The 14,542-nt window shown below is 67.1% G+C and carries 14 protein-coding genes; 3 read left to right on the forward strand and 11 right to left on the reverse strand.

What is annotated here, in order from left to right:
• Window positions 1-86: 86 nt before the first annotated feature.
• From N3J91_00100 to N3J91_00110, 3 genes are all read left to right on the forward strand, one after another.
• Window positions 87-719 (forward strand): alpha/beta hydrolase, encoded by a 633-nt coding sequence (locus tag N3J91_00100; protein ID MCX8154847.1) that lies wholly within the window; start codon window positions 87-89, stop codon window positions 717-719.
• A gap of 119 nt (window positions 720-838) precedes the next feature.
• Window positions 839-1,630, forward strand: a complete 792-nt coding sequence (locus N3J91_00105) for an enoyl-ACP reductase (protein MCX8154848.1) — start codon at window positions 839-841, stop codon at window positions 1,628-1,630.
• Window positions 1,627-2,502, forward strand: coding sequence for a radical SAM protein (locus tag N3J91_00110; protein MCX8154849.1), 876 nt, complete (start codon window positions 1,627-1,629; stop codon window positions 2,500-2,502). Before N3J91_00105 ends, N3J91_00110 begins: the two co-directional genes overlap by 4 nt.
• 1 nt (window position 2,503) lies before the next feature.
• On the opposite strand, the gene N3J91_00115 is transcribed toward N3J91_00110, so the two are convergent.
• The 11 genes from N3J91_00115 to dapB form a co-directional block, all read right to left on the reverse strand.
• Window positions 2,504-4,234, reverse strand: coding sequence for a phosphomannomutase (locus N3J91_00115; protein MCX8154850.1), 1,731 nt, complete (start codon window positions 4,232-4,234; stop codon window positions 2,504-2,506).
• Window positions 4,231-6,744 (reverse strand): HEAT repeat domain-containing protein, encoded by a 2,514-nt coding sequence (locus N3J91_00120; protein ID MCX8154851.1) that lies wholly within the window; start codon window positions 6,742-6,744, stop codon window positions 4,231-4,233. The genes N3J91_00115 and N3J91_00120 overlap by 4 nt, the downstream gene beginning before the upstream one ends.
• Window positions 6,745-6,877: 133 nt before the next feature.
• A complete protein-coding gene (locus tag N3J91_00125) occupies window positions 6,878-8,182 on the reverse strand; it encodes a Gfo/Idh/MocA family oxidoreductase (protein ID MCX8154852.1) in 1,305 nt (434 codons plus the stop codon).
• Between the two features lie 95 nt (window positions 8,183-8,277).
• On the reverse strand, window positions 8,278-8,820 hold the full coding sequence (locus tag N3J91_00130; GenBank protein MCX8154853.1) for a WbuC family cupin fold metalloprotein: 543 nt from the start codon (window positions 8,818-8,820) through the stop codon (window positions 8,278-8,280).
• Window positions 8,817-10,718 carry a hypothetical protein gene (locus N3J91_00135; protein MCX8154854.1) on the reverse strand — a complete coding sequence of 634 codons (1,902 nt, stop codon included), beginning with the start codon at window positions 10,716-10,718 and terminating at the stop codon, window positions 8,817-8,819. Before N3J91_00135 ends, N3J91_00130 begins: the two co-directional genes overlap by 4 nt.
• 143 nt (window positions 10,719-10,861) lie before the next feature.
• On the reverse strand, window positions 10,862-11,335 hold the full coding sequence (locus N3J91_00140) for a hypothetical protein (protein ID MCX8154855.1): 474 nt from the start codon (window positions 11,333-11,335) through the stop codon (window positions 10,862-10,864).
• Entirely contained in the window at window positions 11,332-11,871 is a 540-nt protein-coding gene (locus tag N3J91_00145; protein MCX8154856.1) for a hypothetical protein, read from the reverse strand. The genes N3J91_00140 and N3J91_00145 overlap by 4 nt, the downstream gene beginning before the upstream one ends.
• Window positions 11,868-12,470 (reverse strand): sigma-70 family RNA polymerase sigma factor, encoded by a 603-nt coding sequence (locus N3J91_00150; protein MCX8154857.1) that lies wholly within the window; start codon window positions 12,468-12,470, stop codon window positions 11,868-11,870. The genes N3J91_00145 and N3J91_00150 overlap by 4 nt, the downstream gene beginning before the upstream one ends.
• A gap of 95 nt (window positions 12,471-12,565) precedes the next feature.
• A complete protein-coding gene (gene hisB / locus N3J91_00155; protein ID MCX8154858.1) occupies window positions 12,566-13,222 on the reverse strand; it encodes an imidazoleglycerol-phosphate dehydratase HisB in 657 nt (218 codons plus the stop codon).
• 75 nt (window positions 13,223-13,297) lie between these two features.
• Window positions 13,298-13,768 (reverse strand): 2-amino-4-hydroxy-6-hydroxymethyldihydropteridine diphosphokinase, encoded by a 471-nt coding sequence (folK, locus tag N3J91_00160; GenBank protein ID MCX8154859.1) that lies wholly within the window; start codon window positions 13,766-13,768, stop codon window positions 13,298-13,300.
• A 26-nt stretch (window positions 13,769-13,794) separates the two neighbouring features.
• A complete protein-coding gene (dapB, locus tag N3J91_00165) occupies window positions 13,795-14,529 on the reverse strand; it encodes a 4-hydroxy-tetrahydrodipicolinate reductase (protein MCX8154860.1) in 735 nt (244 codons plus the stop codon).
• Window positions 14,530-14,542 lie beyond the last annotated feature (13 nt).

Here is a 14,542-nt window from a genome sequence, read left to right on the forward strand (position 1 = left end):
GGCAACACGCAACGCCGGCCTTTGGCCGGCCCGGCCGGTGATTTTGCGCGTGACATCCGCCGCCGCGCATGGTGTAACGCGGGGCCATGACGCTGGCAACCGATTGGGTCCCCGCCGCCGAGCGCGACTCGCGCTGGCTGATGGTGGTGCTGCACGGGCTGGGCGACAGCCTGGAAGGCTACCGCTGGCTGCCCGAGGAAATGGGCCTGCCCTGGTTGAACTACCTGCTGGTCAACGCGCCCGATCCCTATTTCACCGGCTATTCCTGGTTTGATTTTCCCGGGGACCCCATGCCGGGCGTGCGTCGCAGTTACCGGCTGCTGGCCGGGCTGCTGGACGCCCAACGCGCGGCGGGTTATCCCACCGCCCAGACGTACCTGTTTGGCTTCAGCCAGGGCTGCCTCATGACGTGGGTCACCGGCGTCAAATATCCCCATCGCCTGGCCGGCTGCGTGGGCATCAGCGGTTTTCTGCCCGACCCGGAGGCCCTGCTGCGGGAAAAATCGCCCGTGGCGCACACCCAGCGATTTTTGATCACCCACGGCACGCTGGATCCGCTCCTGCCCTTTGCCGCGGCCCGGGCCCAGGCCCTGCAGATGAAGGCGGCGGGCCTGCAGGTGGAATGGCATGAGTTTGCCAAGGCCCACACCATCGCCGGGGAGGCGGAAATGGCCGTCATCCGCCGTTTTGTCGAGCGCTGCCGCCAGCCCGCCGCCTGAACCGGGGCTTGCGGGAATGGCGGAAGCCGGTATGTTGGGGCCGGGGAGGCGCCCGGAGCGCGCTGGTCAAGCGGCGGCCCTTGGCGTATGCTGCCCCGCATTATCACGATTATTAGAACATGGAATCATTATCGGGAAAAACCGGGATCGTCTTTGGTGTGGCCAACAAACGCTCCATCGCCTGGGCCATTGCCCAGGCGTGGCATCGCGCCGGCGCGCGGCTGGCGTTCACCTATCAGGGGGAGCGGCTCAAGGACAACGTGACCGAGCTGGCCGGCTCGCTGGGCGCGGAGACGCTGGTGCTGCCGTGCGATGTGACCCGCGATGAGGAAATCCAGCAGGTGTTTGCCGCCGTGGAAAAACAGTGGGGCCGCCTGGATTTGCTGCTGCACTCCATTGCCTATGCGCCCAAGGACGCGCTCGAAGGGCAGTTTGTAAACACCTCGCGCGAGGCCTTCCGCATCGCCCACGAGGTGAGCGCCTACTCGCTGGTGGCGCTGGCGCGGGCCGCGGCGCCCCTGATGCAAGAGGGGGGGAGCATTGTGGCGCTGAGTTATTACGGGGCGGAAAAGGTGGTGCCCCACTACAACGTCATGGGCGTGGCCAAGGCCGCCCTGGAGGCCTGCACGCGCTACCTGGCGTATGACCTCGGCCCGCAGAAAATCCGGGTCAACTGCATCAGCGCCGGACCGGTCAACACCCTGGCCGCCCGCGGCATTGGCGGGTTCACCGACATGCTGAAACATTACGAGGCCAACGCCCCGCTGCGCCGCAATGTGACGCTGGAGGAGCTGGGCGCCACCGGCCTGTTTCTGGCCAGCGACGGCGCGGCGGCCATCACCGGCCAGGTCATTTACGTGGATTGCGGCTATTGCATCATGGGCATGCAGACCGCCGCGCCCGGCACATGAACGCAAACGCGCCCAACCTGTCGCAGCTTCGGGTCGTGCGCGATCACAATCGCGCCTTTGCGGAATATCTCTACGTCTATCCCGTCATTTCCCGGCGTTCGCGCGGGCTTTCCCTGGGCGTCAATCTGAATCCGGACAAGCGCTGCAATTTCGATTGCATTTACTGCGAGGTGGATCGCCGCACCCCGCCGCGCACCACCGTGCTGGACGTGCCCCGGATGCGCGCGGAATTGCGCGACCTGATCGGCCGGGTCAAACGCGGCGAGCTGGCGGGTCTGGGCAAGTTTGCCGAGGCGCCCGAACTCACGCAGGACATCAAGGACATCGCCTTCAGCGGTGACGGCGAGCCAACGATGATCCCCAATTTCTCGGAGTGCGTGCAGGCGGTGGTGGAGGTGAAACTGGCCGAGGGCCTCACCCGCACCAAGATCGTGCTCATCACCGATGCCGCCGGCCTCGACAAGGCGGACGTGCGCCGCGGCCTGGCATTGATGGATCAGCACCAGGGCGAAGTCTGGGGCAAGCTCGACGCCGGCACCGAGGCCTATTACCGGCTAATCAACCGCTCGCCGGTGGCCTTCGCGCGCATTCTCAAAAACCTGGGCGAAACGGCGCGCGTGCGGCCCATCGTGATTCAGAGTCTTTTCCTGCGCGTGCACGGGCAGGTGATGCCGCCGGCCGAGCTGGAGGCGTATTGCGAGCGGTTGAACGAGCTGGTGCGGCAGGGGGCGCAGCTCAAGGAGGTCCACGCCTACACCGTGGCCCGCCCCACGCCGGAGCCGTTTGCCGCCGCCCTCACCGCCGCCGAACTGGAGGCCATCGCCCAGACCATCCGGCAGCGCACCGGCCTGGTGGTGCACAGCTTCCCCTGAATCATCCCCCCACCAGCCGCCGCAGAAAACCGGCCGGCTCGGCCACGCCCTCCCGCACGATCGCCGCGGCGCGCTCCGGAGTGTCGGCCACGGCGTAGATGCGCAGCTCATCGGCGTTGCCGGAGGGGCGCACGTGGGCCACATCGCCATTGGCGAAATGGAGCCGCAAGCCGTCCAGGTAATTGATCTTCACCAGCGCCCCAAAACCGGCTTCCGGCGCGAAAATGCCGGCCAGCCGGGCGCGGGCCTGTTCCAGGTGGGCCTGCAGGCCGGGCGAAGCGGGCAACCGCCCGCCAGCGGCATCGCGCGTGACCAGGTGCCCGTCGCTCCAGTCCGCCTCCACCACCTGCGGGTCCTCCGGTTGCAGCGGCTGCAGCGCCGCCAGGCTGGCGGCCCGCGGCACCTCGGGCAACAGTCCCGCCTGGCTGTAACGCGCCGGCAGGCGGGCAAACAATTCACACAGCGACATCCCCTGCTCCCGCGCGGCAAACAGACAACACAACAAGGGCAGGAAGGCATCGCGCGTGGGCAGCGCGGTGAGCACCTGCGGGCCCCGGCGCAGATCGGAGGCGGTCAGGAAACCGCCGTTGGCCTCCCAGCCGCACACCCGCGTCCTGCCCCGGGCCAGCGCCTGGTGCAAACCGGCGATGACGTGGGGCGAGCCGATGCGCGTTCTGGGTTGCACGCACTCCCGCAACGGGCCGCGGTCCACCGCATCGTTGCAGGTGATCGGCACCACCACGGCATCGGCCTGGAGATACTCCGCGGTGACCATGCCCAGCAGGTCCCCGCCAAAAAAGCGCACCCGCCCTTCAGGCGTCACGCCCAGCAGCAGTGGCCGGTCACTGTCGCCATCGGTGGACAGCACCGCCTCAAAGCGCCCGTGCTGCACGGTGGCCTCATCCAGGAGGGTTTGCAGTTGCTGCAACAGACCGGGATGCACATTTTCCGTGTCCACCGCCACAAACTCCTCGCTGCGCCCGGCGGGCACCACGGTGGCGCCCAGCGCCTGCAGGACCTCCACCAGCAAATCCCGGCCCACGGCGGAATGTTGATAGACCAGCAGCCGCATGCCCTGGAGGTTGCTGCCGGAGAAAAAATTGACATACCGGCGCGCGTAGGCCCGGCGGCCGGCGGGGCTTTCCAGCGGCAAGTCCCGGTGTCCGCGCTTGAACATGCCGTTTTCATCAAACAGCGATTCATGAAACACCTGCGTGTAGAGGCGCTCCCGCTCATGCGCCACGCGCTGCAGAATGGGCGCCTCATCACTTTTCCGAAGCTCGCCCCGGCTGGAATAGGTTTTGTAGCCGTTGCGGTCAAAGGGGATGTGGCTGCCGGTGACCATGATGCAGCCCTTGTGATGATGCAGGGCGTGGGCCGCCAGGGCGGGCGTGGGGATGGCCCCCAGGTTCAGGGGGGTCATGCCCGCATCCTCCGCCGCCTGCACCACCGCCTGCGCGATTTCCCCGCGGCCCCCCAGCTCCGGCACAAAGCGGGTGGAGCTGGGCCGCAAATCATAGGCAAAATAAAACTGGTCCCCGCGCTGGATGCCGCCCTCGGCGGCGGGCAGGTTTTGCAGATAGCGCAGCTCGGCAAACACATTCAAATACACTTCGAGCTGCGTCAGATCCACCACCCGGCCCCGGCGGCCGCTGGTGCCAAACTGCAGCGGCACCGGCGCGTAGTTCAAAAAGGCGCGCAGGGAGGTGGGAGGATAGGCGCTCGCACTCATGGCGTTTCGGGAGGGTAAGGGGAGAGACGTCCCGGCGCCAGGGGCGTGCCATCCGGCTTCACCAGCCGCGCACAAAAGCCCCAGCCCGAGGTCCACTGCGTGACTTTCAGGAGAATCTGATTCCACCCGGGTTGCAGGGCAACTTCCGCCTTGAATTCGCCCGGTTGCACATCGCCGCCGCGATTGGCGGCGAGCACCACCCGGCCGTTGAACCAGACTTTCAGGCCGTCGTCCGCCCCCAGTTCCAACCGTGCCGGCTGGGCGGTGTCACTGTGCACCCACACCCGCGCGTAGGCCACGCGATGGTCACCCGCAAAAAGACCGGCCAGATTCACCTGCCAGGGCCGCTCTTTCAGCGTGCCCACCGGCGCCAGTTGCCAGGCCACTCCCGCAGGCACGGGGTTTTGCTCCGGCGGAAACACGGTGTCAAACAGGGCCTGACCGTCCTTGCCTTCGGCGGTGAACGGGCCGGCCACCTGCCAGCCCAGCAGGAAGCCTCCCGCCTGGTCCAGCGTTTCCAACAGCCCCCGGGCCGCCGGCCCGGCGGCGGGAGAGGCCGCCAATTTGTTGAGCAGGCGGCGGGCGGCTTCGGGCCAGGCGCCAGCCAGGCGGGGCGCCAGGCGCAGGGCGGCCTGCTCGGCTTCATTGCGCACGGCCGGGTTGTCCAGCAGCGGCTCGAGCAGGCGCAAGGCCATTTCATGTTGCAGACCGGACATGGCGCTGATGATGAGTTTCTTTTCGGCGTCAGTCCGCGCCAGCGCCATGGCCTTTTCGAATTGGGCCGCCGCCTGGGCCGGCGGGCTGCCGCCCTGGCTCAACAACCGCGCCACGCCGCGCAGGGCCAGCACGCGCTCGGTGTTTTGCGCGGCCTGCTGTGCTTCGGCGAGCAGCACGTCCACCGCCGCGGCCTCGGGCCATTCGGCCAGGGCGCGCAGGGCGGCATCCCGCAGCGCCGGCTGCTCCTGGCGGCGCTCGGCCTGCAAGAGCGCCAGGGCTTCGCGGCCACCGCAGGCCGGCAGCAGCCGCAGCAGCGAAACCCGGCTCGTCACGTCCGCCGGGGCGCGCTGCAGGGCCTCCCGCACCACCGCCACCCGCCGGGCGGCATCCGGCTCGCGCTCCAAAATCTTGATCACCGTGCTCTCGGCGTCCTCGCGGGCCGCCGCGGCGCGGACCTGGGTCAAGCCGTCCACCAGCGCCGGCAAATCCGCCGGTGTGGCCAGGCGGCCCAGCGCGCGGAAAGCGGCGCGGGCCAGGGCCAGATTCTCGCTGGAGGCGGCCTTCAGCAGCACGGGCACGGCGGCCTTGACGCCACGGCGGCCGGCGGCGTTCATCAGCCCCGGCAGGGCCGCCGGGGGACTGGTTTGCAGCGCCTGCACCAGGGCCTCATCCACGGCCGCGCCGCCGGGGAGGCTGGCCAGGGCCATTTCCACCGTCTGCTGCTCCGCCGCCGTGGTGTAGGACACCAGCGCCTTGACCAAAACCGGCACCGCGGAGGCATCGCCGACCTGCGCCAGCGCCTTCACCGCCGCCTGCCGCACCGCCGCCGCCGGCGCCTGGGTGGCGTCTTTGAGCGCCTGCAGGGCGTCGGCATCCTTGCGCGCCGCCAGGGAGTCCAGCAGCAACACCTGCTCGGCCGTGGCCAGGCGGGGCAGCTCGGCGGCAAACACGGCGGAGACCCCGCGGCCGGGGATGTGGCGCACATGGTAGAGGGCGGAGGGTTTCAACGCAGAATCAGGGCCGCGCAACACCGCCAGGGCGCGCTGCTGGCCGCCGTCGGCATCCAGGCGCAACAACCCCTCCAAGGCCGCCCGCCGCACATACACCGGCTGGGCCGAATCCAGCAATTCCTCATAAATGGCGGCGGCCGCGCGGGCATTGCGCGCTCGCGCCACGGCATCGGCGGCGGCCAGGGAGGCCTGCACCGCGGCGCGCGCCGTGCCCGCATCCGGGCTGCGCCGCAGCCCGGCCAGCGCTTCCAGCGCGGGCGGCGAGGCAATTTTGCCCAGCGCCACCATGGCCGCCGTGCGCAGGGCGGGCGAGGTGTCGCGGGTCAGGGGCAGCAAGGCTTTCACCGCCGCGGGCGCCCGGCGGTCGCCCAGGGTCACCACGATCTGCTCGCGGGCTTCGGGCGGGGCGGTGTCCAGCGCCTTGAGGAGCAGGTCGGTGACTTTGGCCGAAGGGTTGGACGCCAGCGCCAGACAGGCGATGCCGGCGGTCTCCGGTTGTTGGAGCATTTCCCCCAGCGCGCCGAGGGCGGAATCACCGCCCAGAATGGCCAGTTGGGTGCAGGCAAAGCGCCGCGCTTCAAACGTTGCCTGCGGTGACAGCAGGCGCACCAGGGCCTGCTCCACCGCCGCGCGGCGCGCGCGGTTGGCCACCGCCTCGCGCACGGCGGCCTCAATCTGCCGCAACGGCTCGGCGCTGCGGCCGGATTGATATTGCATGGCCTCGCCGACGGCCCGATCCAAATCCGCCACCGGCGCCGGCGCCGCCGCCAGCGTGAGACCCATGAGGGGAATGATGGCCCAGCGCAGCGCCTGGCCGGCCGCGCGCGGACCTCCTGGAGTTGTCCCTGAAACGCACATAAATCGTGAATCGTCCAAACCTGCTGGTGTTAAAATTGTTGGATTTCGTTCCCGCCCGTCACACCCGCCACGGGGCGCGCGGCTGCCGGTACAACATGCGGTTGGCGGCCTCGTCATCGAACACCTCTTTCACCGGGTCCCAGCGCAGCTTCCGGCCCAGGCGCGCGCTGATGGTTGTGGCCTCGCAGATGGTCTGCGCCCGGTGCGCCACCTCCGGATGGCAGAGCGGCTGCTGCCGGCTCTTGATGCAATCGAGAAAATTCCGCACATGCGCCCCGGCGTTGGCCCAGCTCACCCAGCCGGAGGTCTTGGCCTCCAGAATGGAGGCGGGATGCGCGGTGACCACGTCCGTTTCGTCGTCCACCTGAATCCAGCCCTCGTCGCCGATGTAGCGGATGTAGCGGTCCTTGAACGCTCCGCGCTGGTACAAAATCCCCTGCACGCCGTTGGCGTACTTGAACTTGAACGTCCCCGAAATGGCGGTTTCGCTCATGAACTTTTTGGGATCCGGCCACACCAGGTCCGTGGCCTCCACCTCCACCGGCCCGGTGTCATCGGTGCCCAGCACCCATTGCATCTGGTCGGTGTAGTGCGTGCCCATGTCGGTGTGCATGCCCTCGCCGGTATCCCAGAAATAGGCCCACCCATGCACCCGTCCCGGGACAAACGGCCGCCACTGCACCGGCCCCAGCCACATATCATAGTCCCACCCCGGCGGCACCGGCTTGGGTTCCTCGTGCGGCACGGTGCCCCCCGTCCACACCTGCATCTCCACCGTGTGCACCCGGCCAATGCGTCCCTGGCGCACCATTTCGCGGGCAAACTGATACGACTCGGTGGAGCGCCGCTGCGTGCCGGCCTGGTAGATGGTCCCATACTGCCGGCACATGGTCACCAGCTCGCGCCCTTCGCGGATGGTGAGGCTGATGGGTTTTTCGCAGTAGATGTCCTTGCCCGCCCGCGCGGCAAACATCGAGGCCGTGGCATGCCAGCGGTTGCCGGTGGCAATGAGCACCGCGTCAATGTCCCGCCGCGCCAGCAAATCCCGGAAGTCCGGCAGGTCCGCGCAGTCCTGGTTGCCGTAAAACTGGTCAATGTGCGTCTTGGCCAGCTTGCGCCGGTCCGCGCGGGCGTCGGATACGGCCACAAACTGCACATCGGGAAAGTTCAGGAAGTTGGGCAGAATGAACATGGCCCGGTTGCCCATGCCGATGCCGCCAAAGACGATGCGGTTGCTGGGCGCCACGGCCCCGTTAAGCCCCAGCACCGAGCCGGGCAGGATCAACGGCGCCGCCAGCGCGCCAAGGCTGGACAAAAAACCGCGCCGGGTGCACTTGGTTGTCTGAGATGAGGTTGACGTCATAAAGCTGGTTTGCGCGTCCGTTCCAGGGAACTTTGGCTGCTGTCTTTATCCTCTTTGCGCCGCCGCCGGTCAAGCCCGCATCCGCGGGCCCGGCTTCAACGGGCCGCCTCGGCCGCCTGCGCCCGCTGATAGAGGCCGTCCAGAAAAGCCGCCACCTCGGGCGCGCCCTCGGCCGGCGCCCAGGGGGCAAAGTCCTTGTCGCTGATCCGTTCGTAAGGGCCGGCCTTGGCCTCCAACAGGATGGTGTCCGGCTCCAGGGCCACAAAGGTGTGGATCACCCCCGGCTCAATATCCACCCCGAAACGCGGGCCGCCCGCCCGCAGGATCTCGCACCGCTGCGGCTCGCCCCCGGCCGCAAATTCAAAAAAGGCTATCGCCCCCTGCCACACCAGCAACGTTTCCGCCTTGGGCGGCGAGGCGTGCCGGTGCGGGCGCAGGTAGCTGCGGGGCTGGACCACGTTGAACATGCGCTGCAACGGCGCGCCGTGATCCTTGTGCAGGGGCAAAATCATGCGCCGCCGCGGGCTTTGGCGCGAGGCCGCCACCGCCGCCTGCAACAGTTCACGGCTCAAGACGGTCACCGGCTCCGCCGGCGGCGGCAGGGACACGGGAAAAGGAGTCACAACACTTGAGTTCATGCGGCCACCCCCGGGGCTGCGGCCGCGCCCGGCAGGACGCGCGCCCGGGCGGCCAGCAGCAACGGCTCCAGCCGGCGGAGGACGGCCTCGTAAATGGTTTCCAATCCCTCCGGCGGCACGCCCCCATAATCCTGGCACAAGCTGTCCGGCCCCATGGCTGGCAGCATCTCCACCATCAGCGCCACCAGCTCCCACCATAAATTGGGGGGCACCGCCGCAAACGCCTGGTCCGGCGTCAGGGAATCCGCGACCAGATTGTGCGGGCCGAAGGCCTTGAGCCAGACGCTGCTTTCCGCCAGCAGGGACTGAATCCTGGCCATGACCGGCAGGCCGGCCTGATGGCGCATGGCCACGGCGCGGGCCAGGCTCAACACGTCATCCACCGCCTCCTGGAATCCCACCTCGCGGGGCGTCAAAAACGTGCGCACGGCCAGCACGGCCAGACTGTGCATGTCCACCGCCGAGCTGAGCATGGGAATGACCTCAAACGGCGCGGGGGGCAGGTTGAACTGGCCCACCGCCGTCTGCAACTGCTCCTCGTCCTCCTCCTCCAACGCCAGGGGCCAGGTGCGGAACGGCAAATCCAGCCGGCTCAGCGCCTCCTCGGGATAGACATGCCCAAAAAAGTCAAAGGATCCCCCCGCCACGGTGAGCCGCAGCCAGAGGATGTCCGAGGCCGAAACATTCACCGGCTGCCGGAGCACCAAGGTGCCGCGCACCACCGTTTTATCCTGCTCCTTCACCACCCCGCGCAGCCGCACCTCGCCCAGGCCGGAGGCCATCTGGCCCACCTTGGCCGGCAGGTAGATGCTCTGCGCCGGCCCGCCCAGACGCATGAAAAACCGCTGGCCGGCGTCGCGCGCGCGCAAGGCGACCGCCTGGCCCGGCAGGAGCAGGTTGCAGCGCGCACACCAGCCCAGCGGCAGCGCGCCGTGGGGTGATTCAAAACGCACCCGGAAACTCTCGCCGCCCAGGTTGAGCAGCGGCAACTGCGTGCGGCGCGTGATCTGCCACACCCAGCGCACCGCCTGGCAGAAAAGATGCAGCTTCAAGTAAAACACCTCCGCCAGCCGTTGCTCCAGCGTCGTGGCCGCCAGAAACACCGCCGGTTGCGCCCCCGCCAGTTCCGCCAGCGCCGGCCAGGATTCATTCACCTCCACCAACTGCCCCTGCCGCCGGATGCCGCGCCAGGAGTGGCCGGACAACACGTCCACATAATCTTCATAGCCGAGGGGATGAAACCGCCGCACCTCCATCAAGCCGCAGGCCGGGTTGAACGGCACCAGATGCGCCCCCGGAGGCAGGGCATCCGCCAGCTCCACGGTATTTTCATTGATCACCGAGTTTTTGGTGGCCGGCAGGAAGCCGTTGGCCGCCGCCTCCGGCTGCCGTAGATAGCGTGCCAGGGATGAGCTGTAAGGCGGCAGTCCCGCCTGCACCAGCGCGGCGTCATCCCGGCAAAGCTGCCAGGGGCCCTGGGCGTTGCCCAAGGGGACCATCCGCCCCTGGGCGGGGTCGTAATACCAGGCCGGCGGCGGCTCCAGCTCATACCCGCACACCACCACCTCATCCGGTTGCAGCTCCCGCAGTCCCTGGCAGCGCTGCGCCCAGCGGGCGTCCAGGATGTGATTATTGAGAATCTCCCGGAAGGCCGTGGGGGTGTTGGAGAGGCCCTCATGGTGTTGCACCGCAATCTCCACCCATTCCAGCCAGCGGCCCGCGCGGTCCACCAGACAACCCAGGTAAAAATGCGCCTCCAGCGTCGCCCGGAGCAGGACGAAGGGCTCCTGCCCCGGCGCGGGTTGCGCCAAGGTCAGCACGCACAACCGCACCACCGCCTGCTCGCTTCCTTCATCCACCGGCACCGCGCGGTAACCCGCCGGGATGCGCGTGGTCATGCCCGTTTTGCGGAAGGTTGTTGCTGGCCCGGCCATGGCTCATTTATGGGGCAAAGCCGGCAGGGTATCAAAATAAAAACGTGACGGCCGGCGGCTGGCCCGCCAGGCGTGCCCCGGGGAAACTGCGGCCCCCCGCCCCAGGCTCAGCGTTTTTCCTCCAACAGCGTGATCATGATGAACCACGCCGTCTCGTTCTTGTCCTCTCCCGCCAGCACAAAATATTCGCCCTTGGCCAGTTGCTTGACGGATTTGTTGATCAACTTGCCTTCGCCGTAAAGTTTGACCTCCACCGAGGATCCCTCCAGCTCCGTGATTTCAATGTCGCATTTGGGGCTGACGCGAATTTTTTTGGTCCCGCGGTTGGGGATGGTTTCGTTGATTTTGTTGACCTCAAAGTAATGCTTCCACTTGAAGACCTTGCTCAACCGCTTGGCCATTTCGCCGGTCAGCGGCTTGTGCGTGGGATCGGGGGATTTCTCCTCGTTGGAGCCCCAGATCAGGACAATTTCCAGCTTCAGCTCCGCCGCCTGAACCGTCAACAGGCTGCCCAGCAAAGCCAGCACCAGCAACCCGCGGCACCAGGCGCCCCACCCCATAAGCTGTACCGCCATTTTCATTGGTAAAATTCCTCCCAGTCGCTTTCCTCCACCGCCGGCGCTGCCACTGCGGCGGGAGGGGCATTGCGGCTTAACCACACCACAAACATTTTCTCCGAGGGACTGCGGAAAGAGGAGACGTGGATGTCGGTGGAGTAATTGATGATCTCGACGTAATGCCGGGCCGGGTTGTCCGCCAGAAACCGGCCCACGCCGATGGCCAGCAGGGCCACCGCCGCCACCGCGGCCGCAGGCGCCAGATAACGCTGCAGCCAGGCCAGCCAGCGCTGGGCCGGGCTTTCCACCGGCCGCGGCTGCGCCGCCTCCGCCTGTTCAATGGCCCGGGCGATGCCGCTCCAATACAACTCATGCGGCACGGGCAGCTTGACCTCCGGTTCATTGTCCCGCAGGGCATCCCGGGTGCATCGCAGCTCGCTCAGGAGACCCCGCAACTCGGCGTCCTGCGCCAGCCAGGCCTCCACCTGACGGGCCTCCGTATCGGGAAGCTCGCCGTCCAGGTAGGCCTGCACCTTGAGTTGGGCGTTGTAGTCTTTCATCGCAGCTCATCCAGTTTTTGCCCCGCCAGCAGCGCCGCCAGCTTGCGCCGGGCGTAGAACAGGCGGGACATTACCGTGCCAATCGAGCAGCCAACCCGCTTGGCGATTTCTTTGTATTCCAATTCTTCAAATTCATGCAACACCAGCACTGCCCGGTGGGCGGGGGAAAGCTGGGCCAAAGCCCGGTCAATTCTGGCCCGCAGTTCCGCCCGCTCCAACCCCTCGGTGGGATTGGGCGTCACCACGGGGATTTGACGCTCCACGCCCCCGATTTCTTCATCCAATTCTTCAATGCTCTCGGTGCGGTGCCGTTTTTGTTTGCGCAGGTGGTCCAGGCATTGATTGATCACAATCCGCGTGATCCACGTCGCAAAACTGGAGTCCCCCTGAAACTGCCCCAGCCGCTGCCAGCCCCGCACCCAGGCTTCCTGAGAAAGATCCAGCGCCTCGTCCTCATTGCGCACCATGCTGTACGCCCGCGCATATACCTTCTCCCCATGCCGGACCACCAGCTCCTCAAACGCCTCGCGATCGCCCTTCTTGGCGCGCTTCACTAAAGCGTTGTCGTCGAGCAACTTGTAGTCCGTGCGCTTGTTCATGAATTGGACGTCCGCCGCGGCCGCTCTATTCAGCCGCCGGGCGCAAAATTGCCAACGTTTTCCGGGTCATGGGACGGCTGGGGCGGCATCTTCCCTTATAACCGGCCTTTCGTCGAGGGGATTTGCCCCGCAATGCGCGGATCCCGCTGGCAGGCGGCATCCACTGCCCGGGCAAACGCCTTGAACAGGGCCTCGACAATGTGATGCGGCTCCTGCCCATACAGCAACTCGAGGTGCAGGTTGCACCGGCCCTCATTGGCAAAGGCCTGGAAAAACTCCCGCGCCAGCCCAAACCGGAAAGCACAGGCCATGTCCTGCTCCCGCTCGGGGCGGGTGACCTGCTTGTAATCCAGATTCTTCACCCCTCGAAACACCAGATACGGCCGCCCGCTGAAATCAATCACGCACCGGGCCAGGCACTCGTCCATGGGCACATACGCCTCCCCCCAGAGGGGATTGCGCGGGTCAAACCCGGTGCCGTACCGGCGGATGCCCTGCTTGTCGCCGAGCGCCTGCACAAAGGCCTGCCCCAGCACCAGCCCGCAATCCTCCACGGTGTGATGGGCGTCCACCGCCAGATCCCCCCGGCAACGCAGCTTCAAATCCACCACCGCATGCCGCGCAAACAGGGTCAGCATGTGGTCAAAAAAGGGTATCCCCGTGCGAATATCCGCCCGCCCCGTGCCGTCCACCACCAGCCGCGCTTCGATGCGCGTCTCCTGGGTGACCCGTTGGATGTGCGCCTGCCGTATGCTCATCGCCGCTTATTTAACCTGTTAACCCCGAAAAACCAAATAGTTTCGCCGTCCCCCCCGGCCCGTCGCGCCTCACTCCGGCCACACAAAGTCCGGCGCAATCTCCCGCAGAGGCTCCAGCACAAAGGCCCGCTGCCGGGCGCGCGGGTGGGGCAGCGTCAACTGCGGCGTATGGCGTTTTTCCCCGCCAAAGGCAATCAAATCCAAATCCAGCGGGCGGGGTTCATTGTGCATTTTTTTGGGCTGCCGGCCAAAGCGGCGCTCCAGCGCCTGCAGTTTGGGCAGCAAGGTTTCCGGGGTTTCGCCCGGCAGCGGCTCAAACACGGCCACAGCATTGAGAAAGGGGGGCGAACCGGGCGGACAATCCACCGGCTCCGTGCGGTAAAAGGAGGACAATTTGAAGCCGCCGGCGGCCAGGGCCTGCAACTCGCGCGCGGCGGCGCGCAGGATGGCTTCGGAATCGCCCAGATTGGATCCCAGGGCCACCACCACCCGCAGGGGCGGCTCCGGCCCGGGCGGCAACGGGGGAGAAACGGCAGACATGGCGAGAACACCCCGGCGCGGCGGGGCTACTTCAGCCCCAGCACATCCTGCATGTCATACACGCCCGGCGGGCGCCCGATGAGCCACTGGGCCGCCCGCAACGCGCCCTGGGCAAAGGTTTCCCGGCTGCTGGCCTTGTGGGTCAGCTCCAGCCGCTCGCCCGGCGTGGCAAAGATCACGGTATGATCCCCCACCACATCCCCGCCCCGCACGGCGTGCATGCCAATTTCCGCGGGGGCGCGCTCGCCCACCAGCCCCGCCCGGCCGTGGCGCACGGCGTCCTCATATTGAAGCTGCCGCACCTGGGCCAAAATCTCGCCCAGCGCCCGGGCCGTGCCGCTGGGGGCGTCCTTTTTGTGGCGGTGGTGCATCTCCACGATTTCCAGATCATAGCCCGGCCCCAGGATTTCGGCCGCCTTGCGCGTCAGCCAGAACAGGGTGTTGACGCCGGTGGAAAAGTTGGCCGTCCACACCATCGGAATGACTTGGGCGTGCTGGCGGATGGCCTGGCGTTCTTCGGCCGTGTGCCCGGTGGTGCCGATGACCAGCGGTTTGCGATGCTGCGCGCAGAGCGCGGCCACGCCGGGGGTCACGTGATGGGCGCTGAATTCGATGACCACGTCCCCCTGCGCCACCACCGCCGCCAAATCATCGCCCAAATCAATGGCGGCAATCACCTGCAGCTCCGGCAGGCGGCTGGCACACGTCTGCAGGGCCTGGCCCATGCGCCCGCGGGCGCCGTTGATGATGATTTTCAACATGGGGAGTGCACGA

Source organism: Verrucomicrobiia bacterium (assembly GCA_026414565.1).
Classification (GTDB): domain Bacteria; phylum Verrucomicrobiota; class Verrucomicrobiia; order Limisphaerales; family Fontisphaeraceae; genus Fontisphaera.

What these genes read in the sequence shown, in the direction of transcription:
- N3J91_00100 (MCX8154847.1), top strand. Translation starts at nt 87, where the DNA reads ATGACGCTGGCAACCGATTGGGTCCCCGCCGCCGAGCGCGACTCGCGC.
- N3J91_00105 (MCX8154848.1), top strand. Translation starts at nt 839, where the DNA reads ATGGAATCATTATCGGGAAAAACCGGGATCGTCTTTGGTGTGGCCAAC.
- N3J91_00110 (MCX8154849.1), top strand. Translation starts at nt 1,627, where the DNA reads ATGAACGCAAACGCGCCCAACCTGTCGCAGCTTCGGGTCGTGCGCGAT.
- N3J91_00115 (MCX8154850.1), bottom strand. Translation starts at nt 4,234, where the DNA reads ATGAGTGCGAGCGCCTATCCTCCCACCTCCCTGCGCGCCTTTTTGAAC.
- N3J91_00120 (MCX8154851.1), bottom strand. Translation starts at nt 6,744, where the DNA reads ATGGGTCTCACGCTGGCGGCGGCGCCGGCGCCGGTGGCGGATTTGGAT.
- N3J91_00125 (MCX8154852.1), bottom strand. Translation starts at nt 8,182, where the DNA reads ATGACGTCAACCTCATCTCAGACAACCAAGTGCACCCGGCGCGGTTTT.
- N3J91_00130 (MCX8154853.1), bottom strand. Translation starts at nt 8,820, where the DNA reads ATGAACTCAAGTGTTGTGACTCCTTTTCCCGTGTCCCTGCCGCCGCCG.
- N3J91_00135 (MCX8154854.1), bottom strand. Translation starts at nt 10,718, where the DNA reads ATGACCACGCGCATCCCGGCGGGTTACCGCGCGGTGCCGGTGGATGAA.
- N3J91_00140 (MCX8154855.1), bottom strand. Translation starts at nt 11,335, where the DNA reads ATGAAAATGGCGGTACAGCTTATGGGGTGGGGCGCCTGGTGCCGCGGG.
- N3J91_00145 (MCX8154856.1), bottom strand. Translation starts at nt 11,871, where the DNA reads ATGAAAGACTACAACGCCCAACTCAAGGTGCAGGCCTACCTGGACGGC.
- N3J91_00150 (MCX8154857.1), bottom strand. Translation starts at nt 12,470, where the DNA reads ATGAACAAGCGCACGGACTACAAGTTGCTCGACGACAACGCTTTAGTG.
- folK (MCX8154859.1), bottom strand. Translation starts at nt 13,768, where the DNA reads ATGTCTGCCGTTTCTCCCCCGTTGCCGCCCGGGCCGGAGCCGCCCCTG.
- dapB (MCX8154860.1), bottom strand. Translation starts at nt 14,529, where the DNA reads ATGTTGAAAATCATCATCAACGGCGCCCGCGGGCGCATGGGCCAGGCC.